General features: G+C 64.3%; 17 protein-coding genes. 9 read left to right on the top strand and 8 right to left on the bottom strand.

The window, feature by feature from the left end; translation table 11 throughout:
• The first annotated feature begins 106 nt into the window (after positions 1–106).
• Positions 107–280: a hypothetical protein gene (locus ACS5Q0_RS20085; protein ID WP_473128419.1), complete on the top strand. Its 174-nt coding sequence runs from the start codon at positions 107–109 to the stop codon at positions 278–280.
• Positions 281–346: 66 nt separating this feature from the next.
• Here ACS5Q0_RS20085 and ACS5Q0_RS20080 read toward each other — a convergent pair whose 3' ends face one another.
• Both ACS5Q0_RS20080 and ACS5Q0_RS20075 read right to left on the bottom strand, forming a co-directional pair.
• On the bottom strand, positions 347–814 hold the full coding sequence (locus ACS5Q0_RS20080; RefSeq protein ID WP_473128418.1) for a PRC-barrel domain-containing protein: 468 nt from the start codon (positions 812–814) through the stop codon (positions 347–349).
• A 155-nt stretch (positions 815–969) separates the two neighbouring features.
• Positions 970–1,830, bottom strand: coding sequence for a DMT family transporter (locus ACS5Q0_RS20075; protein WP_473128417.1), 861 nt, complete (start codon positions 1,828–1,830; stop codon positions 970–972).
• Positions 1,831–1,947: 117 nt separating this feature from the next.
• On the opposite strand from ACS5Q0_RS20075, the gene ACS5Q0_RS20070 reads away from it, so the two are divergent.
• Positions 1,948–3,348 (top strand): aminotransferase-like domain-containing protein, encoded by a 1,401-nt coding sequence (locus ACS5Q0_RS20070; protein ID WP_473128416.1) that lies wholly within the window; start codon positions 1,948–1,950, stop codon positions 3,346–3,348.
• Here ACS5Q0_RS20070 and ACS5Q0_RS20065 read toward each other — a convergent pair.
• The 3 genes from ACS5Q0_RS20065 to ACS5Q0_RS20055 all read right to left on the bottom strand — a co-directional run bounded on the left by ACS5Q0_RS20065 (position 3,345) and on the right by ACS5Q0_RS20055 (position 8,039).
• Positions 3,345–5,798 carry a M10 family metallopeptidase gene (locus ACS5Q0_RS20065; RefSeq protein ID WP_473128415.1) on the bottom strand — a complete coding sequence of 818 codons (2,454 nt, stop codon included), beginning with the start codon at positions 5,796–5,798 and terminating at the stop codon, positions 3,345–3,347. The two genes, ACS5Q0_RS20070 and ACS5Q0_RS20065, sit on opposite strands and share 4 nt — an antisense overlap.
• Before the next feature lie 140 nt (positions 5,799–5,938).
• On the bottom strand, positions 5,939–6,310 hold the full coding sequence (locus tag ACS5Q0_RS20060; RefSeq protein WP_473128414.1) for a hypothetical protein: 372 nt from the start codon (positions 6,308–6,310) through the stop codon (positions 5,939–5,941).
• Between the two features lie 403 nt (positions 6,311–6,713).
• Positions 6,714–8,039: an aminotransferase-like domain-containing protein gene (locus tag ACS5Q0_RS20055; RefSeq protein ID WP_473128413.1), complete on the bottom strand. Its 1,326-nt coding sequence runs from the start codon at positions 8,037–8,039 to the stop codon at positions 6,714–6,716.
• 100 nt (positions 8,040–8,139) lie between these two features.
• On the opposite strand from ACS5Q0_RS20055, the gene ACS5Q0_RS20050 reads away from it, so the two are divergent.
• From ACS5Q0_RS20050 to ACS5Q0_RS20030, 5 genes are read left to right on the top strand one after another with little or no spacing between them, the layout of a single operon-like run.
• Positions 8,140–9,102, top strand: a complete 963-nt coding sequence (locus ACS5Q0_RS20050) for an ABC transporter substrate-binding protein (RefSeq protein ID WP_473128412.1) — start codon at positions 8,140–8,142, stop codon at positions 9,100–9,102.
• Between the two features lie 59 nt (positions 9,103–9,161).
• Entirely contained in the window at positions 9,162–10,052 is an 891-nt protein-coding gene (locus ACS5Q0_RS20045) for an ABC transporter substrate-binding protein (protein ID WP_473128411.1), read from the top strand.
• The gene (locus tag ACS5Q0_RS20040; RefSeq protein ID WP_473128410.1) at positions 10,049–10,984 is read left to right on the top strand and encodes an amino acid ABC transporter permease; all 936 of its coding nucleotides are present in this window, start codon (positions 10,049–10,051) and stop codon (positions 10,982–10,984) included. Before ACS5Q0_RS20045 ends, ACS5Q0_RS20040 begins: the two co-directional genes overlap by 4 nt.
• Before the next feature lie 14 nt (positions 10,985–10,998).
• On the top strand, positions 10,999–11,760 hold the full coding sequence (locus ACS5Q0_RS20035) for an amino acid ABC transporter ATP-binding protein (RefSeq protein ID WP_473128442.1): 762 nt from the start codon (positions 10,999–11,001) through the stop codon (positions 11,758–11,760).
• Positions 11,761–11,814: 54 nt separating this feature from the next.
• Positions 11,815–12,993: a M20 aminoacylase family protein gene (locus ACS5Q0_RS20030; protein WP_473128409.1), complete on the top strand. Its 1,179-nt coding sequence runs from the start codon at positions 11,815–11,817 to the stop codon at positions 12,991–12,993.
• Between the two features lie 70 nt (positions 12,994–13,063).
• On the opposite strand, the gene ACS5Q0_RS20025 is transcribed toward ACS5Q0_RS20030, so the two are convergent.
• On the bottom strand, positions 13,064–15,235 hold the full coding sequence (locus tag ACS5Q0_RS20025) for a mechanosensitive ion channel family protein (RefSeq protein ID WP_473128408.1): 2,172 nt from the start codon (positions 15,233–15,235) through the stop codon (positions 13,064–13,066).
• A 133-nt stretch (positions 15,236–15,368) separates the two neighbouring features.
• Entirely contained in the window at positions 15,369–16,469 is a 1,101-nt protein-coding gene (locus ACS5Q0_RS20020; RefSeq protein ID WP_473128407.1) for an AraC family transcriptional regulator, read from the bottom strand.
• Between the two features lie 354 nt (positions 16,470–16,823).
• Between ACS5Q0_RS20020 and ACS5Q0_RS20015 the strand changes: the two genes are divergently transcribed.
• Both ACS5Q0_RS20015 and ACS5Q0_RS20010 read left to right on the top strand, forming a co-directional pair.
• On the top strand, positions 16,824–17,783 hold the full coding sequence (locus ACS5Q0_RS20015) for a carbohydrate kinase family protein (protein WP_473128406.1): 960 nt from the start codon (positions 16,824–16,826) through the stop codon (positions 17,781–17,783).
• Positions 17,773–18,705 (top strand): pseudouridine-5'-phosphate glycosidase, encoded by a 933-nt coding sequence (locus tag ACS5Q0_RS20010; RefSeq protein ID WP_473128405.1) that lies wholly within the window; start codon positions 17,773–17,775, stop codon positions 18,703–18,705. Before ACS5Q0_RS20015 ends, ACS5Q0_RS20010 begins: the two co-directional genes overlap by 11 nt.
• Positions 18,706–18,760: 55 nt before the next feature.
• Here the strand turns inward: ACS5Q0_RS20010 and ACS5Q0_RS20005 are convergent, their stop codons facing one another.
• The gene (locus tag ACS5Q0_RS20005) at positions 18,761–19,849 is read right to left on the bottom strand and encodes a helix-turn-helix transcriptional regulator (RefSeq protein ID WP_473128404.1); all 1,089 of its coding nucleotides are present in this window, start codon (positions 19,847–19,849) and stop codon (positions 18,761–18,763) included.
• Positions 19,850–20,163 lie beyond the last annotated feature (314 nt).

Here is a 20,163-nt window from a genome sequence, read left to right as displayed (position 1 = left end):
CGTCCCTGAGCCACGGGTCGCTTCGGGGTGACCAGTCGCCGACCATCACGACGTCAGGCCGGGGGAGCTTTCCCCCGGCGCAGCATCGCTCCGGAAGGAGATCGCCATGAGGCAAGGCAACTGGCTCGCCCTCTCCATTGCCGCGATCCTCGTCATCCTTGTATGCGCGGCGCTGTGGCTCGTTTTCGTGAACCGCAACGAGCCGCCGGGGGCTACGGGATCCATCGCAGGGGCGCCCCCGCAGGGGCATCCGGTGACGCCGGAAACGCCCGGCCGATGAGCGCTTGGCCGATGAGAACGTCGCGTTGCGACGACCGTCCGGTCGGATGCCTTGATCCGGGAGCGGTCATCTCTTCGAGAATGGCGGAGCGGACTTGAGCTCGTCCTGCGGAATATTGACCGTGATCCGCTCGGGCGCGAGAACATTGCTCACCTGCATATCGGCTCGCGCCTTCGCGCCCGCTGCCGTGCTGGCAGGCAGGTTGCCACGCACCATTCCGGTCGAGGCGGTCGTCTCCACCGGATCGATCCGCACGTCATAGGGTGGGACCGCCACCGTTCGCGCGCCGACGCCCGCAACGCCGCCCACGGAGATCACATATCCGCTGACGCGGCCCTCACGGCTGAGGATGACGTCCGAAACCGTGCCGACCGTTTCTCCGTTGGAGGCGACCACATTGTGACCGATCAGATCCGAAGCGCGCCAGAATCCGGCGGGAGGCGGAGTGGCATCGGTCGAGCCGAGGGGTGTTTGATCCTGCGCCATGGCGGCCGTGCCGAGAAGCAGAGCGGCCATCAGATAGATCCTCGTCATGGAAGTTCCCTCCCTCTCGCCGGATGCGATCATCCCGGCGCAGACCGAACGGTCGAAGCGGAGATTTGTTGCTGCAGGACAAGCGCACGCGACGCCGCATGATGCCCTGTGCGCAAGCACCTCATGCTAGGATCGAAAGCCGAGGAAACGGACTACTAGGCAAAACGCTTGGCACCGGCGACGCACAGGACGACGAGCCCCGTCGCCGCGATCATCGTCCAGGCGACCGGCTCTTCCAGCAGGAGGCCTGCCAGCGCCAGACCGAAGAAAGGCTGCAGCAGCTGCAGCTGCCCGACCCCCGCGATGCCTCCGAGCGCGAGGCCGCGATACCAGAAGACGAAGCCGATCAGCATGCTGAAGACCGACACATAGGCGAGCCCGAGCCAGGCCGGGCCGCCGATGGCGCTCCAGGATACCGGGACCGTGATCAGCGCGAGTATTCCCATGATCGGCAGCGACAGAAGCAGAGCCCATGAGATGACCTGCCAGCCGCCCAATCTTCGAGACAGAGTAGCTCCCTCGGCATAGCCGAGGCCACACACCACGACGGCGGCCACCATCAGCAGATCGCCCGCGAGCGAGCCTGCATCGCTGTTGAAGAGAGCAAAGCCCGCAACCGTCGCAGCACCAACTCCGGAAAACAGCCAGAAGACGGGCTTGGGCCGCTCGCCGCCTCGCAGGACGCCGAAGATGGCGGTTGCGAGCGGCAGGAGACCGATGAAGACGATGGAATGCGCCGAGGTGATGTGCCGGAGCGCGAGCGCCGTCAGCAGCGGAAACCCGACCACGACTCCGAGAGCGACCACGACGAGCGAGCCGAGGTCGCGGCGCTCAGGCCTTGCCTGCCGGAGGCCCGCGAGGAAGATCGCTCCGAGGATCGCGGCGATCACCGCGCGAGCGGACGTCAGAAACAAGGGCGAGAAATCGCCGACGGCGACCCGCGTCGCCGGCAGCGAGCCGCTGAAGATGATGACACCCAGAAGGCCACTGCCCCACGCGTCCGTCGTCCGATCCATATTGCCTCTCTTTCAGCCTGGACCATACGGTTCCGAGGCTGGTCGAAACAGAGACGGTGCAATACAATTTGACAAAACCGTATGGGCACAGAAGGCCACACAATCGATGGACCTCACATGAAGAACGGCAATCCGACGCGGACCGGCGAGGTGATGGCGGCAATCCGTTCGAAAGTGTCGAGCCGCGCCGTGGTCTCCGGCGATCGGCTTCCCTCGATCCGGAGCCTTGCGGCCGCCATGGGAGTGTCGCCGTCCACCGTCGTGGAGGCCTATGACCGGCTTGTCGCCGAGGGCCTGATCCGCGCGCGGCCCGGGTCCGGTTTCTACGTCGCAGGCAATGCCCTTCCGCCGCTTGCTTTGGCGCCGGCGGAGCCGCAGCGCGACAGGGCGGTCGACCCGTTCTGGGTTTCACGGCAGTCGCTGGACGCCGATCCTGCGGTGATGAAACCCGGATGTGGCTGGCTTCCGGCGGACTGGATGCCGAACGCCGCTCTTCGCCGCGCCCTGCGGACCCTCGCGCGGGCAGACGATTCCATGCTCGCCGATTACGGGGGCACGCGCGGCTCCCCGCGCCTGCGCCGATGGCTGCTCGGCCGGTTCGCCGAAGAAGGCATAGAGCCCCTTCCCGAGCAGATCATGCTGACCGGCTCGGGAACGCAGGCGCTCGACCTGATCTGCCGTTTCCTGCTGAGACCCGGCGACACGGTGCTGGTGGACGATCCGGGCTATTTCAATTTTCAGGCGCTGCTTCGGGCCCATCAGGTCAGGATCGTCGGCGTTCCGTACACACCGTCCGGGCCCGACGTGGCGGCCTTCGAGGCGGTGCTGATTGCGGAACGGCCACGCCTCTACATCACCAATTCTGCGCTCCACAACCCAACCGGCGCGACCCTCTCGCCGCAGACGGCGCACAAGATACTGAGCGCCGCCGCGGCCCATGATCTGACGATCGTCGAGGACGATATCTTTGCCGATTTCGAGCCGGAGCCCTCACCGCGCCTCGCGGTGCTCGATGGCCTCGACCGAGTCATTCGGATCGGCAGCTTTTCGAAGACGCTGTCCGCCTCGATCCGCTGCGGCTACATCGCGGCGCGAGCCGACTGGATCGAAGGCCTGATCGATCTCCAGGTCGCCACCCGCTTCGGCGGGCCGAGCCCGGTCGCGGCCGAGCTCATCGAGAGCGTTCTCGTGGGTGGCGGCTATCGCAAGCACATGCATGAGCTGCGCCAGCGCCTGACGCGGGCCAGGCACGCGATGGCCGCCCGACTGGCGCCCCTCGGGATCCGGCCATGGCTCATGCCGCGCGGCGGCTTCTACCTATGGTGCCGCCTTCCAGAGGGGCAGGACTCCGCTGCGCTCGCCCGCAGGGCCGTGGACGAGAACATCGTCCTCGCACCGGGCAACGTGTTCAGCGTCTCGCAGACGGCCGGGTCCTTCCTCCGATTCAACGTTGCGCAATCGGACGACACGCGGCTCGTCGACGTCCTCGGGCGGGCCATGCTGCGGCCCGGTCCCTAAATGATCCTGAAGTCGTCATAGGACAGCAGCAGCCACGGGCTGATCTTGGCGAATTGCACCGCCGCTTCCGCACGGTTGCCGTCCGCATCGTAGTACAAGGCACCCGTGAAGATATCGTAGAGGATGCGGTCGTTGGCGTCGGCTGCCTGGCAGCCCCAGTGAAACGCATCCGCGCTGAGCTTTCCGGTCTTGCCGAGCGCCTTGAAGACTGCGTTGTCCAGCAGGATCCTGTCGTCGAACGGGTTGAACCCCAGGATCGTGTCGACCTCGCCCTTGCCGGGTTTGGTGTTGAATACGAAGGAGTCGCGGCCCTTCCCCCCGTCGAGGTGATCGGCTCCCAGGCCGCCATAGAGCACGTCGTCGCCGCTGCCGCCGACCAGGGTGTCGCTGCCCGCACCGCCGCTGAGCGTGTCATGGCCGCTGCCGCCGTCGAGACGGTCGCGCCCGCTGCCGCCATACAGCTTGTCGTTGCCGTCCAAGCCCTTGAGAATCGTGCTGTTGTTGGAGGCGCGCAGGACATTGGCGAGAGCATTGCCCGTGCCGTTCGTCGCCGCGCCCGTCAGAACCAGTGTCTCGAGGTTCGCACCCAGCGTGTAGTTGACGGAGCTATACACGGTGTCGTTTCCGGCACTGCGGTTCTCCACGACCCGATCGTAGCGCGAGTCGACCCAGTAGATGTCGTTGCCCGTGCCGCCGACCATAGTGTCGTGACCGGTGCCGCCGTTGAGACGGTCGTCGCCGATGCCGCCATCCAGACGATCATGGCCGCCAGCGCCAAAGAGCGTGTCGTTGCCCCGATCGCCGAACAGGATGTCGTTGCCGTTCCCGGCCACGAGGCGGTCGTTCCCGACACCGCCTGAAACGATGTCGTCCTTCGCGCGTAGAACGATCGATACGGTGGCGCTGTCCATACCGCCGTTCGGGTCGCTGACGATGTAGGTGAAGGTGTCCGTCAGCGTCTTTCCGGCACCGAGCGTGCGCAGCACATCGGCATCGGCGACGTAGGAGTACGTTCCGTCCGCGTTGAGAGTGAGGGTGCCGTAGCGCGGCCCCGTTCCCAGAGCAACCGTCAGAGCATCGTGATCGGGATCCGTGTCACGGCCCATTCCTTCCGCGTTGCCGAGAATGACGTTGCCGCTGGCCCTGCCCTGGGCATCCGCATCGGCGCGGTCATTGGCGGCCACCGGCAGCGTATTGAGCAGGAGGGTCGTCTGCTTGGTGACCGTATTGTAGACGATGTTCCAGATCCGGCTGGCAAAGCCCCCGAGAAGCGTCAGGACGCCGCCCCCGCCGAGATCCAGGGCACCGGCCACGGACTGCCGATGAAGCGAGGAGAGATCGGCACCCGAGACGACGATCCGGTCGCCGGAGCTGAAATCGGTGATCGTATCGCCGCTGAGTTGGCTGACGGTTCCGGAAAACGTGTCATCCCCGCTGCCGCCGGTCAGCGTATCGCTCCCGGATCCGCCGATCAGGCGGTTCGCCGCCTGATTACCGATGAGCCGATCGTTGCCGGACCCTCCGGTGGCATTCTCGATCAGCGAGCGCGTATCGCCCTGGTAGAGATAGGCATTCGCGATATTGCCCCGCGCCAGCACGGTTGGAACGATTTCGTCGAAAGTTGTGTAGTCCAGAACCGCGTATTGCTTGCCGAGGCTGGCCCAGGCGCCAGGAACCAGACTGATCGTCAGGTCCGTGCTGTAACTCGCGAAATTGTAGGTATCGGTGCCGCCGCCGTCCCAGATCGTTTGGAAGATGACATCCGCCTGCGGGTCGAAAGTGTAGGTGGTATCCCCGCTGTTCGTTCTCCAGTTGGCGCCGTACAGGTGCTGAATGGCGGCGATGTCATTCAGCATCGGGGCCCAGGGATAGCTGCCCGAGAGCATACTGTATGAACCGATCGGCGCTCCCGCGAAGCTCCGGTAGCTCATCACCGACACTTCGATGGAATCCAAGGATGCGTCCGCTGCCGGGAACCCGTTGCTGCTGTCCTGTGGGTGCTTCAGGCCGAGCGCATGACCGACTTCGTGAAGAAGGGTGAAATAGCTGTACCCGCCAAACGACCAATCGCCTCCGAGAGCATGGCCGAGTTGAATGTCGCCACCTTCGGGCGCGGCTGAGGGAAAATCCAGGACGCGCGCCGTAAAATTGGCGCTGTCCCGGTACCAATAGGATCGAATGTCGCCGCCGGATGCGACCTCCGTAAAGACCAGGCCCGACACGTCGGCCCAGCTTTTGAGGATGGAGCGGAAGGCGAGCTGTTCGAGGAAACCCATCGTACTGAAGTACGTGGAATCGATCGTCCTACCCGCGCCGTAGTCGGACAATTCGCTCGCGCTGGTTGGGAAGCTGTAGGTCAGGTACGGAGTGTTCCACTTCGTCCCGTGCAGTTGCGTATCGATATAGTCGATGCCGGTTGTCTCGTTCCTGATCGAAATGCCAGTCGCCATGCAAGCCCCATTCCCTTACTGAAGAGCCCTAGCAAGGCGACAGGAAAATATCCATACGGTTTGTCAACATGTAGCCCCGCCCCATCTCTTCAGGAGCGTCGACCGGCAGGGCAAGCACTGACCCGGCCGGGCGACATTCGTCAGGCAGCAAGGAAAAGCTCGCTCTGGCGCCAGGAGGCCGTCGGCTTACGCTCTCTGGGCCGTGCCAACGCGATCCGCTCCTCGAAGCGCATCTGCGCTTCCTTGAGCAGGCGGCGCTTGCGCGCATAGGGCTGCGAGGCGACCGCGACGTCCCTCACGATGGCGGCCGCCGCCGCGTAAAGATCGGTGGTCGCGGCGTCGAGGCCGGGATCGCGCTCGAACAGCGCCAGAAGGCTGGCCAGGTTCTTTCTCAAAAGGGTCTGAAGGTCGCGAAGATAGGCCTCCTCTCCTCCGGCCTGTATCGCTTTCACGATCGGAGGGATCATCTTCAATCTCTCTTCGATGGCTTCGTTTAGGGTCTTCTCCGTCATGGGCAATCGTCTCCAGCTGAGGGCCCGCCCAGTCCCTGATTCACGCAAGGGAAGCATGCACTTTCTCGGTTAACCGACCGTTTCAGACCCGACCCGCACAGACCCGAAGTGGCGCTTTCTCCCTGCCCTTAAGAGGGACCCGCCCTCTCCCTCAGGGGGAGGGTTGGGGTGAAGGGTTCCAGGCCTTTTCGGAAAGCGGGTCGCCCCGGACCCTTGGTCCGCCCTCTCCCATCGCAAGTCGGGTGTTCCCGACCTGCGTCAGCGAAAGCTGATCTCGGAAACATCCGGAGATCAGGGGAGAGGTTAGGTCGCGCCACACCGAGCAATCGCCCCACCCGGTCGCACCGACGCCCCATGATGCGCGACATCCTGAAACCGAAACGCAATCCGGCTTCGCGCCCCATCACGTCCCGGCTGCCAGCGCGATCAAGTCCGCCACTTCCTCGTACCGATCCGACAGGGTGGCCGTCGCAATGCGCAAATGAGAGGTCGGCAGGTTGGAGAACTTCGCGCCCGGGTGAACAGCAATTCCGTGGGCGGCCAGCGTCACCATGGCGAACGGCTCGGAGGCCACTGGAACCCAGGCGCACAAACCCGCACCGTGCATGGCCTGGATTCCTCTCCCTTGCAGAGCGCTGACCAGATGGGCGCGCCGGCCATGATAAACCGCGCGAGCGTGATCGATGGATTCCTGCGTTGCCGGATCTCGCAACAACCAAGCGGTGGCGGCCTGCAGGATGCGGCTCGTCCAGCCGGCGCTGAAGCTCCGGTACGATTGGATCTGATCGACGATCGACCGGGTGCTGGAGAGGACGGCGAGCCGCAAATCGGGACCATGCGTTTTCGAAAACGACAGGATGTGGATGACCCGGTTCGGGAACCGTCCCCCGAGGGAATGGCGTGGAGATTCGGAAATATCCCCGGCGCCATCGTCCTCGACGATGAGCGTATCGGCGTCCTTCAGAATCTCGCCGAGCGCTTCCAGGCGTTCTCGGCTGACGCCCTGGCCTGTGACGGAATGCAGGCGCGGCTGAAAGATGAAGGCGGCGGGCCTTGTCTTCAGCGCCGCCTCGAGGGCCGAGGGGAGCGGTCCTTCGCCGTCGCATTCGACCGGCACGATCCGCACTCCCCGGTCCTCCAGGATATCGAGCAGGCGCATGCCTGTCGGATTCTCGATCGCAACGGATGCTCCCGGCGGGAGCAAAGCGTGAACCAGCGTATAGACCGCGTTGTAGCCCCCATTCGTCGCGAGGAAGGCTTCCGGCTCGTAGGGCCAGGTCTTCCTCACCTCCTCCTCCAGTTCCGGCAGGATCCGGTTGCGCTCGTAGCTGTTGAGGTTCTCCGCCGAGGCGCCGTATGCCATTGCTTCCGCAAGCGGCGGCAGCAACCGAACGTCGGGAACGGCCGCAGTCAGGTTCAGGATGTCCTCGCCGTAATGGCCGGAGCTTCCGAGGCGGTTCGGCTTCGCGACGAAACGATCGCCGCTGACCCAGGTGCCGTTTCGCCCTCGTCCGCTGATGATCTTCTGGCGCCGCAGCTCGCTCCAGGCCTCCGAGATCGTCGCAGGACTGACCCCGAGGGCAAATGCGAGATCGCGGATCGGGGGCAGCTTCGTCCCGACGGGAAGTGCGCCTGCCCGGATCAGGGCCCTGGTTTCAAGAGCGATCCCGCGAATGCTCCTGTCGGTGAGCTTATCAGTGAACCAATGCGCGTCTCTGCTCTCGGCCATACAACACCAAATTTAATGTTCAATAACATAATAGAGTTTGATCAACATGATGTGAACATTTTAATTACACATAGGACAAGTTTGCTGCGAGTGAATGCCGATGCCACTGACCCTCCGTCTCGCCCTCCGCGACTGGGATTACATGACACCTCTGGTCCTGGGCGATGTCCGGTCCCCGCGCCTCGACATCAAGGTCGATCGCGTCGGCACTCTCATCTCCAATGTCGCCCGAGACCCCTCCTATGAAGGGGCGGAAATGTCCTTCAGCCGCTATTCGCAATTGCGGCATGACGAGGACGACAGCGTCGTGGGCATCCCGAACTTCATCATGCGCGGCTTCCGTCATCGGTGCATCATCACCACGAAGGAGAGCCCGATCCGCAAGCTGTCGGATCTCGCCGGCAAAAAGATCGGCGTGACGGGCTGGCGGGATTCCGGCAACACCTGGACCCGCGCTGCGATCCGCCGCGAAGGCGTCGGCGTCGAGGACGCCATGTGGTACGCGGGCCGTCTGACGGAAGCCCATCCCATCACGGACCGGCTCGACGGGTTCGGCCGCCCGGGCCGCATCGAAGCAGCTCCCGGCGAGCGGCCGATGGTCGACCTCCTCAAGGATGGCGGCCTGGATGCGATCTTCACCCCCTTCATGCCGCCGGGATTCTTCGATCAGGATTCCCCGCTCCGCCAGGTCCTCGACGACTTCCGGTCGGCAGAGGTCGCCTATTTCCACGAGGTCGGCTATGTGCCGGGCATGCACCTGATCGGCCTCAAGGCCGAGATCGTGCGGGATAATCCATGGGTCATGGACGAGCTCAGCGAACTGATCGACGCGTCTCAGCGCATGTGGCTGCAGAAGCGCGAGAAATACGCGGACACCACTCCCTGGATGATCGACGAGCTCCGCCGTTGCGCCGCCGATCTGCCGCCCTCCTGGAACATCAGCGGCTTCGAGGAGAACGAGAAGATGATCAGCGACTTCGCCACCGAGCTTTACGAGCAGAAGATTCTGCCGCGCGCGCTGACGCCCGCCGATCTCTTTCCCTGGCAGGCACGCGCCAAATGAACTTTTTCAGAGTGACTGATGACCTGAACCGGCGTCCTCAAACAGAAAGGGCCTCTCGCATGTATTCGAAACTCATCGCCTCCGCCGCACTCGCCGTCCTGACTCTTGCAGGTCCGGCCATCGCACAGGAAGCCGCCATCCCGAAGCAGAGCGTGAACGAGGAATTGCGGGCGCGCCTGCCGGAGAATATCCGCGCCGAGGGCAAGATGATCTCGGTCAACAACGGGTCGTTCCCTCCCTATGAGATCGTCACCGGCACCGAGATGAGCGGCGCCAGCAGCGACCTGACGGACGCCATCGGCCAGGTTCTCGGCATCAAGATCGAGCATGTCACGGTCGGCGGCCTGCCGGCGCTTCTCGCGGGCGTCAATTCCGGGCGCTACCAGTTCGCGTTCGGTCCCGTCGGCGACTTCAAGAGCCGCGAAGAGGCCAACGACTTCGTCGACTGGGTTCAGGAATTCGTCGTCTTCGCCGTTCAGAAGGGCAATCCCAAGGGCATCACCTCCCTGGACACGGCCTGCGGCAACCGCATCGCCGTCATGGCGGGCGGCTCCGCCGAACGCGTGATCCAGGCCCAGGCGGAAAAGTGCAAGGCCGACGGCAAGGAGCCTCTCACGGTTCAGTCCTATACGGACCAGCCGAGCTCGATCCTCTCCGTTCGTTCGAAGCGCGCCGACGCGTTCTTCTCCTCGCAGGCTCCCCTCACCTACTTCGTCGCCCAAGCCAACGGCCAGCTCGAACTGACCGGCGTCGGGCAGAAGAACGGCTTCGAGGATCTCTATCAGGGCGCCGTCGTACCCAAGGGTTCGCCGCTCGGGCCGCTGCTTCTCGATACGATTAAGCTTCTGATGAGCAACGGAACCTACGCCACGATCATGAAGAAGTGGAACCTTGAGAACAACATGATCAAGGAGCCCGGCATCAACCTTGGTGGAGTGCTGCCGAAATGAGCCGGCTCGATCTGTCGAGCGCATCGCCCTCCGGCGATGCGCCCTTCCGGGACGTGGCGACGGCCCACGCTCCCTTCCGCCTGGGCCGATTGATCCTCTGGGCCGTCATTCTTCTCGTGGCGGCGAACTTCGCCTGGATCGTCGCTCATAACGAAAACTTCGGCTGGCCCGTCGTCATCGCCTATTTCTTCGATCCGACGGTCATCAAGGGCCTCTATGTCAGCCTTGGACTGACCGTGGTCGCGATGGCGCTCGGCACGGTCCTCGGCTTGGTGCTCGCCATCGCCCGCATGTCGAAGGACCGGCTCGCGAACTCGCTCGCCGCCCTGTTCATCTGGTTCTTCCGGGGCACGCCGCTGCTCGTGCAGCTCATCTTCTGGTACAACCTGTCCACGCTGTTTCCGCGGCTTTCGATCGCGATCCCCTTCGGCCCGACGCTCGCAAGCTGGGATACGAATTCGGTGATCACGCCGATGACGGCCGCGATCGTCGGCCTCGCGCTGAACGAGGCGGCCTATATGGCGGAGATCATCCGCGGCGGCCTTCTCTCCGTGGACCGCGGCCAGACCGAAACGGCCGAAGCCTTCGGCATGACGCGGGCCCGGGCCCTGTGGCGCATCATCATTCCGCAGGCCATGCGCTCGATCGTGCCGCCGACCGGCAATCAGCTGATCAGCATGATCAAGGCCACCTCTCTCGTCAGCGTGATCGCGATGGCCGACCTGCTCTATTCGGTGCAGTCGATCTACAACCGCACCTTCGAGATCATTCCGATGCTGCTCGTGGCGGTCATCTGGTACCTGCTCATCACCTCGATCCTCAACGTTGGGCAGAGCTACATCGAGGCCTATTACGGCCGCAGCGAACGCCGCAACAGAGCCGCCGACAAGCCGGTGCTCGCCGGTGCGGCCGTACAGGAGGCAAGCCATTGAGCGCCGCCCAGTCCATGAAGCCTCTCGTCCAGGCCCATGACGTTCACAAGTCCTTCGATCATCTCGAAGTGCTGAAGGGCATCGATCTCGACGTCATGCCGGGAGAGGTCGTCGTGATCCTCGGCCCCTCGGGCTCCGGAAAATCGACGTTCCTGCGCTGCATCAACCACCTGGAAGCCATCAACCAGGGCTTCATCGCGGTGGACGGCGAGCAGATCGGCTACCGGCTTCGCAACGGGCGGCTGGAGAAGCTCTCCGCCAACGGCATCGCCCGTCAGCGCCGGAAGATCGGCATGGTGTTCCAGCAGTTCAACCTCTATCCGCATATGACGGTGCTGCAGAACATCATCGAGGCGCCCGTGGGCATTCACGGCGAGAGCCGCCAGGAGGCGACGCGAAACGCCTTGAAGCTCCTGGAGCGGGTCGGATTGTCGGAAAAGGCCGGCAATTATCCGCGCCAGCTGTCCGGCGGCCAGCAGCAGCGCGTCGCGATTGCCCGCGCCTTGGCGATCAAGCCCAAGCTGATGCTGTTCGACGAGCCGACATCGGCGCTCGACCCTGAACTGGTCGGCGAGGTGCTGGCGACCATGCGCGATCTTGCCAAGCAGGGGCTCACCATGATCGTCGTCACCCATGAGATCGGCTTCGCCCGCGAGGCGGCGGACCGGGTCGTGTTCATGGACGGCGGCAAGATCGTCGAGATGGGCAGCCCCGAGGAGGTGATCGGAAACCCGCAGCATCCTCGCACGAAGGCCTTCCTGTCACGCTTCCTCTGATCAGCGCCGGCCCATTTTTCAACGCAGCCTTTCACCGCCATCTGGACGAATTTCATGCTCAACGACAACGTCTTCGCCAGGGTCTCGGACTTCGACGCCATGGAAGCGGAGCTCACCGGCATCCGCCATCACCTCCACACCCATCCGGAACTGTCCTTCGAGGAGGCCGAAACGGCACGGTTCGTCGCCGAGAAGCTGGAAGGCTGGGGCTTTGAAGTCACCCGCAATGTCGGCGGGCATGGCGTCGTTGCGCGCCTGAGCGTCGGCGACGGGCAAAAGGGCATCGCCATTCGCGCCGATATGGACGCGCTCCCGATCGTGGAGGAAACCGGCTTGGCCTATGCGAGCCAATCGCCCGGCAAGATGCATGCGTGCGGCCACGACGGCCATACGACCGTGCTGCTGGGAGCAGCCGAATACCTGGCCCGGACCCGCCGCTTCAACGGCACCGTCACGCTGATCTTCCAACCGGCCGAAGAGGCCGGCAAGTTCAGCGGTGCCCAGGCGATGATCGCCGACGGCCTGTTCGAGCGCTTTCCCTTCGACGCCATCTTCGGCCTGCACAACCATCCCGGCGCGCCGGAAGGCAACATCCTTCTGCGCTCCGGCCCGATGATGGCCTCGTCCGACACCGTCCACATCACCATCACGGGCAAAGGCGGCCATGCCTCTCGCCCCCATCTCACCATCGACCCGGTCGTGGTTGCGTGCAATCTGGTCGTCTCGCTGCAGACCATCGTTTCGCGCAACATCGATCCGACCCAAACGGCCGTCGTCACCGTGGGAACGATCCACGCGGGCAACGCCGTCAACGTCATTCCGGAATATGCGAAGCTCGCGCTCAGCGTCCGCTCCTTCGATCCGAAGATCCGCGATCTCCTGCAGGAGCGCATCGTCAAGCTGACGCGGTCCGTCGTCGACGGCTACGGCGCCACCGCCGAGATCGACTATGAGCGGGGTTACCCAGTCGTCGTCAATTCCGAAGAGGAGACGGCCTTCGCCCGCGCCGTGGCAGAGGAACTGATCGGATCCGACAGGGTATCGACCTGCCACCTGATCCCCGGAAGTGAGGATTTCGCCTATTTCCTCGAGCACAAGCCGGGCAGCTTCCTGCGGCTCGGCAACGGCACAAATTCCGCCATTCTGCACAGCTCGAAATACGACTTCGCCGACGCGAGCCTGACCACGGGCGCCGCCCTTTGGGCTCGCCTGGTCGAGCGTTATCTCGCCTGACGCGTTTCTCAGCGAAACGGGTCCGTTTGGCCGAGAAAAATTCTCTGGTCTCACATCGGACCGCGCGGCACTACTCCGGCGGCGTTCCCTTGACGAGCTTGAGCGCGTGCTGCGCGGCCGCCGGTTCGGTCTCGCCGCGGCCTGACACCTGCACGGTCGGAAATGCGAAATGGATCCCGTTCTCGTCGAAGGCCTTCTTGAGCATCGCGAAGGCCTTGCGACGGATCGCGAACTGCTCGCCGGGGCGGGTCATCATCTTCAGGCGGAGCTGAATGGCGAAATCCCCGAACTGCTCCACGCCTTGCATTTTGAGGGGCTCGATGATGTTCGGCGCGAACTCGGGATCCGACACCAGCTCCTTGCCCACCTGCTTGATGATCTTTTTGGTCTGGTCGAGATCCGTGTCGTAGGTCACGTTGATGGTCATCTTGTCGATGACCCAGTCGCGGCTCATGTTCTCGACCGCCCCTAGCTGTCCATAAGGCACGGTGTAGATCGGTCCTCGATGATGCCGCAGCTTCACGGAGCGGAAGCCGAGGGATTCGACAGTGCCCTTGTAGTTGCCGCTCTGGATGTATTCGCCCACGCGAAACGCATCATCGAGAAGATAGAAGATCCCGCTGATGACGTCCCGCACCAGGGCCTGCGATCCGAACCCCACGGCGACGCCCGCGATCCCGGCGCCGGCGATCAGAGGCGCGATCTCCACACCGAGCGACGAGAGCGCCATCAGCACGGCCACCACGGCGAGAACGATGAAGGCCGTCATCCGAAAGAGCGGCAGCAGCGTCCGGAGCCGTGCCTGCTTCAGTGCCTCTTCGCTGCCGGGGACCGTCCCGGCCTGAATGCGCGCGAGCCTGCGGTCGATCTGGGTCTTCACCACCTGCCAGGTGAAGTCCGCGACGAGCAGGATCACCAGACTGCTCAAAACACCCCGCACCAGCCGCGTGATCGCGGTATCCCGACTGGTCAGTTCGACGAGATCGATCTGCCAGACCCAGGCGAGGAACAGGGCGGCTCCGGCGATCAGAAGGGCGCGGATCCCCCGGTCGAGGTAAACGGCACTCATCTCGTGATTGGAGGCGATCTCTTCGGCTCCTTGGGGACGAAGGAGGTTGCGAACCGAACGCTGGGTGATCGTCACGGCCTGCGGCAGAGTGACGGCGACGACCGAGAGCCAGAAGAGGCCCATGAGCCCCCCGACCCAGAGCCCCCACAGGAGGACGAGGTAAATCGACATCAGCCAGCTTCCGAGATGGTGGCGCCGCGTCGGCCGTTCGAGATCCTGGGCGGCCGGGAGTGAGCCGGGCCGCCGCCAGACGGCTTCCAGGGCTGCGGCCAGAAGGCCGATTCCAAGGAAATACGCCACCACTCTGCGCCCATCGTTCGAGAACCCGAGCGTCCGGGCTGTCTCGACCGTGGCCCATCCGAAGACGAACCAGCCGATGAACAGCATCGCGCGGCAATGCCAGAACCAGGCTCCATCGTCGCTGAGGGGAATGATGCGGAGGCTGCTGGAGTCTGCGCGCTCCGCGCCTCCGGGCGCGAGCAGAATCCGGCTGACGAGGAGAGCAAGCCGCAGCAGGAGCGCTGCGACCAGATAGGCAAGGACGATGCGCCTTAGCAGGGGCGGCCAGTCGAGAACCAGAAAGGCGCCGATGCTCCCGATGCCGAAGATCGCCACATGGGTCAGCCCGAGCGCGAAGCGCAACCCGATCGCTTTCGCGCGCGCGCCCACCGTTTCTCGCGAGGCCGTGAGGAGCCGCTCCCGCGCCCGGGCCGTCGCCCTGACGAAGAGCCACTCGACGCCGATGCCGAGCCCGAGAAACCCGAAGACCAGGAGAAGGATGTTCACCATGGGCCGGCTTTGAAGCTCCGCCGACAACAGCTCCGCGCCCCGTCTGGTCTCCTCCGGCAGACGAGGAACCGCCGCTGCGAGCGCCATGAATTGCCCTCTGATCGCGGCGATGCGCATGACGAGCGCCTCGGACAGGGTCGTCTGCTGCGTGACGTCGGCAGGAGGAGGAGATGGTTGCCGCTGCTGGTCGATCCATTGGCGAACGGCGGGATCCTCCAGGAGCCGCAGAAGCTCACCGACTTGCGCTGGAGGATGAGCGGGAGCTGCAGTGGGAGCAGAAGCCGGTGCCGTTTGAGCGCCCGCCGCACCGTTCACGTGGACCGAGACGAGGGCGGCCATCGCCCACAAGGCGCCGATCCATATCCTCTGCCCTATCCCTCTCACGCTCTGTTCCTGTCCAGCCGCCCATGGCCCGATCGGCCTGGGCAATGATCGATGATCCGACCGTCAATTCCGACAGGCAGCCGCTCCGCACCCGGCAGGCCGGAGGGACAGCCTCCTGGCACGCCCCGGCGCTTTACCGCTGGCGTCCCTTGGCTCGCCAGGCGGTCGGAGTTCGGCCCGACCAACGCCGGAACGCGCGGGTAAAGGCGCTGGCCTCCGAATAGCCGAGAGCCGCTGCGATCTGGCAGAGCGACACCTCGGTATCCTCCAGCAATTGCCGGGCGATCTCGAAGCGGATCTCGTTCGTGATCGCTCGGTATCCGGCCCCACTGTCCTTGAGACGGCGGCTCAAGGTCCGCCGGTGCATCGCCATCAGCTCGGCGATATCCTCCGCCGAACAGCGGTTGCTGGTCAGGCGGGTTCGCAGCAAGCGCCGGATTCCGTCCGCGAAATCCGGTGCGGAACCGGTCATGTGTTCGATCCGCTCCTCCAGCAGGGCTCTCATCAGAGGATCGGCGCCGGGAATCCGGCGCGCCAGGTCGCGCGCGGGAAACACGATGGTCGCACTCTCCTGATCGAACCGGACCGGGGCGCGAAAGTGCCGCGCATACGGCTCGACGTCCTGCGGAACGACCCTCGGCAGGAGCACCTCGGTCGGGTTCCAGTCGGAGCCGATGAGAGTTCGAATGGCGTTGACGGTGACCGCAAGAGCTGCGTCGGAGATCTGATCCGCGCTCTCGATATGGGGCTGGTAGATCATGAAGGAGAACAGGGCCAGATCGTTGCTGACCACGAGCGACGGCACGGCCCCCCGGTTCTGGACACCCAGGCATGACACGACTGCGCGCAGAGCGTCGCCGACGGTCTCCGAATGCTGCATCAGGCGGCCGACCATGCCGAGAGACAGGATTGTCGCGCGCTTTCCGACCAGAAGACCGAAATGCGGGCAGTTCGTACGGGCCACGCACATCGCCAGCAGCCGGCCGAGGGCCATGTGCGGGATGACGTTTGCTCCGTCATCGAAAAAATGCGGATCATGACCCGCCTCCCGGATGATCGCATCCGGATCGAGACCGAGATCCCGCAAGGTCGGGGCGATATCCTGGGCGACACCCAGATGAATATATCCGTAAGGAAGCACCTGCCTGGAGTTCGCCACGGCGATCACCGCCCGTGATGCGAACTCTGGTCGATGACCCGGCATGGACGGAGTCACGATGTGATCGGACACCATGGCTGCTCGCAATAGGTTAAAAGAAATAATCGGAACAGGCGCACTTTAAAGCGATCAAGACCAAACTCGGGCACAAACAGCTTTGATTTTCATCAAGTTCACATATGTTAATGGACGAACGCGGCGATTCAACGAATGCGGATGACCGGCCCGCTGTCTTATCCGAATTAGTCAGCACTGGTCCCAAATTATCAAATTCGGCGATGCTCGCTTGACCGGCTTTCGCGTCGAGGGCTCCGGCAGCGGACGACGTGCGTACCTCTCTTCTGTCGTCATGGCCCCCAAATGGGCTTCGCTAAGGACTTCCCGTATCCTGCGGCCCGACAAGACCTCACACCCGAAAGGCCTGGATGGATGAATCCCGAAGCACGGCGGGTTGTCTGCATCGGCGGGGCGACCGTCGACCGGAAATACCGCACCCGCGCACCCATCCAGCCAAGGACCTCCAATCCTGCGACGGCCGAGCGCTCGTTCGGCGGAGTGGCCCGAAACGTGGCGGAGAACATCGCCCGGCTCGGGACCAAATCCTCCCTCGTCTCGCTTCTGGGAGACGACGAGAACGGGCGCGCGATCCGGACGGAGCTCACACGCCTGGCGATCGACATCCGGCATGTGGGGATCTCGGGCGACCACGCCACGGCGGAATATGTCGCCGTCCTCGAGCCCGGTGGCGATCTTTCCCTCGGGCTTGCCGACATGGCGATCTTCGATGCTCTCACCCCATCCTTCCTCCGCCGGATCTGGGCGGAGATTGCCCCGTCCTGGATCTTCGCCGATTGCAATCTGCCCTCGCCCACCCTGCACGAGCTGATCGGGCTCGCCCGGGGGCGCTGCCCGATGCTCACCATCGACGCCGTCTCGGCGGCAAAGGTCATGCGCCTGCCACGCGACCTGACCGGCGTCGGGCTCCTGTTCCTCAACATGGACGAGGCGCGGGCCCTTCTGGGCGATTCCGGCGCATCGCCCCAGGCAACGGCGGCCGCGCTGCTCGCCCGCGGCCCCGAGCGGGTCGTCCTGACGCTTGGCGGGGACGGGCTGATCGCGATGGATCGCACGGACTGCACGAGGGTCGGCGCGCTCCCGGCCTGGGTCGTGGACGCGACCGGCGCCGGTGACGCTCTCATCGCCGCCACGCTCGTCGCCCTGCTCGAAGGCCGATCCTTGGCGCAGGCCGTGCGAATGGGTACGGTAGCGGCGGCATTGACCATGGAGTGTCCGGCCAGCGTGCGCCCGGATCTCTCGCTTGCGCTGCTGGAATCCGCCATGGCGCGGGATGCCGACCGGATCGTGAAGGAGAATTCTGATGGGCCATGACAGGGTTGGCCGCTTCCTCGACGTCGCGCCTGAGGTGAGAGCGGCCCTCGACACGGGCAAAGCCGTCGTGGCTCTCGAATCCACCATCATCACCCACGGCATGCCGCACCCGCAGAACGTGGCGACGGCGCGGGAGGTCGAAGCCATCGTGCGGGAGAACGGCGCGGTCCCTGCGACGATCGCCGTCATCGCCGGGCGCATCAAGATCGGCCTCGCGGACAGGGATCTCGACTGGCTGGGAACCGCGCGGGACGTGATGAAGCTCAGCCGTGCCGACCTGCCCTATGCCGTGGCCTCGAAGCGCCACGGAGCGACGACGGTCGCCGCGACCATGATCTGCGCCCACCTCGCGGGCATTCGTGTGTTCGCCACGGGCGGGATCGGCGGCGTTCATCAGGGAGTCGAGAGCACCATGGACATCTCGGCCGATCTCGACGAACTCGCCCGGACGCCTGTCGCGGTGGTCTGCGCCGGCGCCAAGGCGATCCTCGATCTGCCGCGGACCCTGGAATATCTCGAGACGCGGGGCGTGCCGGTCGTCGGGTACCGGACCGACGAGTTTCCGGCGTTCTGGAGCCGGGCGAGCGGATTACCCATTCCCGTCAGGCTCGACACGCCCGATGCCATCGCCGACCTCATCCGCACCACGGAGGCGCTGCATCTGACAGGCGGCACCCTCGTCGCCAACCCGGTGCCGGAGGCCGCCGAGATTCCGGCGCGGGAAATGAAGGGCTTCATCGAAAAAGCGATTGCCGAGGCCGCACACCGAGGCGTGACCGGAAAGGCCGTGACGCCGTTCCTGCTGTCGTTCCTGTTCGAGTCCACCGGCGGACGCAGCTTGTCCACCAACATCGCCCTGGTCAAGAACAACGCCGCCCTGGCCGCGCGCCTCGCCGCGTCGCTGACGGGAGCGATGCCCTGAAGGCCGCTCCGGCCCGGCTCGAGGCCGATTGCTCACGTCCGATGCTCTGCGAGGTCTACGGCTGATGGTCGATGAATTGGGCCAGCAGGCTGACGAGCTGCGCCTGATGGGATGTGTCCGTCTTGGCGAAGATGGATTTCAGATGGTAGCGGACCGTCTGCTGACCTATCCGGTGCTCTTCCGCGATCTGCTGCGTATTCAGACCGCGCAGGAGTGATGCGGCGATGCGCAGCTCGGCGGGCGTCAGCTGGAAGACCTCCTGGAGCACTTTCAGAGCCAGGGGGCGCCGCTGCCCGGGGTTGCTGATCAGCAGGAGCGCGCGTGCGCCCTGGAAGATATCCGTCGCCTGCCGGATGATTGGGTAGGAATGCACCACGAGCGGAAGATCGCTGGGGCGCTGGAGAACGGCGGAGGCTGGTCCGCCCTTGCCTTCGGCGACCGGCTGAACGCTGTGCGTCACGAGTTCCTGCAGCGCCTTGTTGGCCTCCCGGTGCGGGGACCGGAGGCGGGACGAAACGATCTGCAGATGCTCTCCCAGATAGGTTTCGGCCTTCTTGTTCATCTGGATGACGCGGCCGACCCGGTCGATCAGCACGGCGCCGCAATCGAAACGCTCGAGGCTGTCGACGAGGCCCTCGGCATAGGCAAGGCTGCTCCGGGCCGTCAGGCGGGCCGCTCTCTTCACGTCCAGAAGATCGCGCCGAAGCGGGGCCAGATCCTCCTCCGAGAAAGGCTCCCGTCCGGCACGCCGGTGAACCGAGAGGTTGACGAGGACACCGCCGACCTCGTTCAGGATGGTCCCGGCGAACCAGGTGAAGCCAAGCTCCTGCAGGAAATCGGTGTAGAAGGGCAGTTGCTTCATCTCGTCTTCCGAGAAGATGTCGAGATCCGTCACGATCTCGTTGCCCTTGCGGACATATGGGACGCCGCGCGCCGCGCGGATATCGCGCTTGTGCCATCCCTCGGCGGTGAAGCGGGCACAGAACTCGTCCATCCCCTCCGAGCCGATCAGGCCCGCCAGGCAGTCGGGATAGGTCGAAAGGACGATCCCGTCAGCTCCCCAGGCCGAGCTGGCGACATTGAGAGCCCTCCCCCAGAGCTCAGGAATGATCGCCGCCTCATAAAATGCTTCCGCTACTGGCATTATGTTTTCTTTTTTCTAGGCGATTGCCGCTTCTGACAGGCCAGAAGTATCCCTCTTTCCGGCAAGGACAACATGCCTAGGCAAAGAAAGCAAACCGCTTCCCGGATGCCAGACACTTGTTGTGCGACCGAAAAGCACAGAGCAGCAGACCTACCCATTTGGATAGAGAGCCCGACCGGCGTCACTGCCCATTTGGGTAGCTAACGCTCCGGCACATACTATCCGTTTGGGTAGTGAAGACCCCATCGTGGGTATGCTCATGTCGTTTCGGAAACCACGAACAGCCCTTACCCGCGTGGTTGGCAGCGGCAGGG

Source organism: Microvirga sp. HS2, assembly GCF_055792805.1.
This window is presented reverse-complemented; position numbering and strand designations above follow the sequence as displayed.

What these genes read in the sequence shown, in the direction of transcription:
- ACS5Q0_RS20045 (WP_473128411.1), top strand. Translation starts at nt 9,162, where the DNA reads ATGTATTCGAAACTCATCGCCTCCGCCGCACTCGCCGTCCTGACTCTT.
- ACS5Q0_RS20065 (WP_473128415.1), bottom strand. Translation starts at nt 5,798, where the DNA reads ATGGCGACTGGCATTTCGATCAGGAACGAGACAACCGGCATCGACTAT.
- ACS5Q0_RS20030 (WP_473128409.1), top strand. Translation starts at nt 11,815, where the DNA reads ATGCTCAACGACAACGTCTTCGCCAGGGTCTCGGACTTCGACGCCATG.
- ACS5Q0_RS20080 (WP_473128418.1), bottom strand. Translation starts at nt 814, where the DNA reads ATGACGAGGATCTATCTGATGGCCGCTCTGCTTCTCGGCACGGCCGCC.
- ACS5Q0_RS20015 (WP_473128406.1), top strand. Translation starts at nt 16,824, where the DNA reads ATGAATCCCGAAGCACGGCGGGTTGTCTGCATCGGCGGGGCGACCGTC.
- ACS5Q0_RS20060 (WP_473128414.1), bottom strand. Translation starts at nt 6,310, where the DNA reads ATGACGGAGAAGACCCTAAACGAAGCCATCGAAGAGAGATTGAAGATG.
- ACS5Q0_RS20070 (WP_473128416.1), top strand. Translation starts at nt 1,948, where the DNA reads ATGAAGAACGGCAATCCGACGCGGACCGGCGAGGTGATGGCGGCAATC.
- ACS5Q0_RS20075 (WP_473128417.1), bottom strand. Translation starts at nt 1,830, where the DNA reads ATGGATCGGACGACGGACGCGTGGGGCAGTGGCCTTCTGGGTGTCATC.
- ACS5Q0_RS20050 (WP_473128412.1), top strand. Translation starts at nt 8,140, where the DNA reads ATGCCACTGACCCTCCGTCTCGCCCTCCGCGACTGGGATTACATGACA.
- ACS5Q0_RS20085 (WP_473128419.1), top strand. Translation starts at nt 107, where the DNA reads ATGAGGCAAGGCAACTGGCTCGCCCTCTCCATTGCCGCGATCCTCGTC.
- ACS5Q0_RS20010 (WP_473128405.1), top strand. Translation starts at nt 17,773, where the DNA reads ATGGGCCATGACAGGGTTGGCCGCTTCCTCGACGTCGCGCCTGAGGTG.
- ACS5Q0_RS20005 (WP_473128404.1), bottom strand. Translation starts at nt 19,849, where the DNA reads ATGCCAGTAGCGGAAGCATTTTATGAGGCGGCGATCATTCCTGAGCTC.
- ACS5Q0_RS20055 (WP_473128413.1), bottom strand. Translation starts at nt 8,039, where the DNA reads ATGGCCGAGAGCAGAGACGCGCATTGGTTCACTGATAAGCTCACCGAC.
- ACS5Q0_RS20035 (WP_473128442.1), top strand. Translation starts at nt 10,999, where the DNA reads ATGAAGCCTCTCGTCCAGGCCCATGACGTTCACAAGTCCTTCGATCAT.
- ACS5Q0_RS20020 (WP_473128407.1), bottom strand. Translation starts at nt 16,469, where the DNA reads ATGGTGTCCGATCACATCGTGACTCCGTCCATGCCGGGTCATCGACCA.
- ACS5Q0_RS20040 (WP_473128410.1), top strand. Translation starts at nt 10,049, where the DNA reads ATGAGCCGGCTCGATCTGTCGAGCGCATCGCCCTCCGGCGATGCGCCC.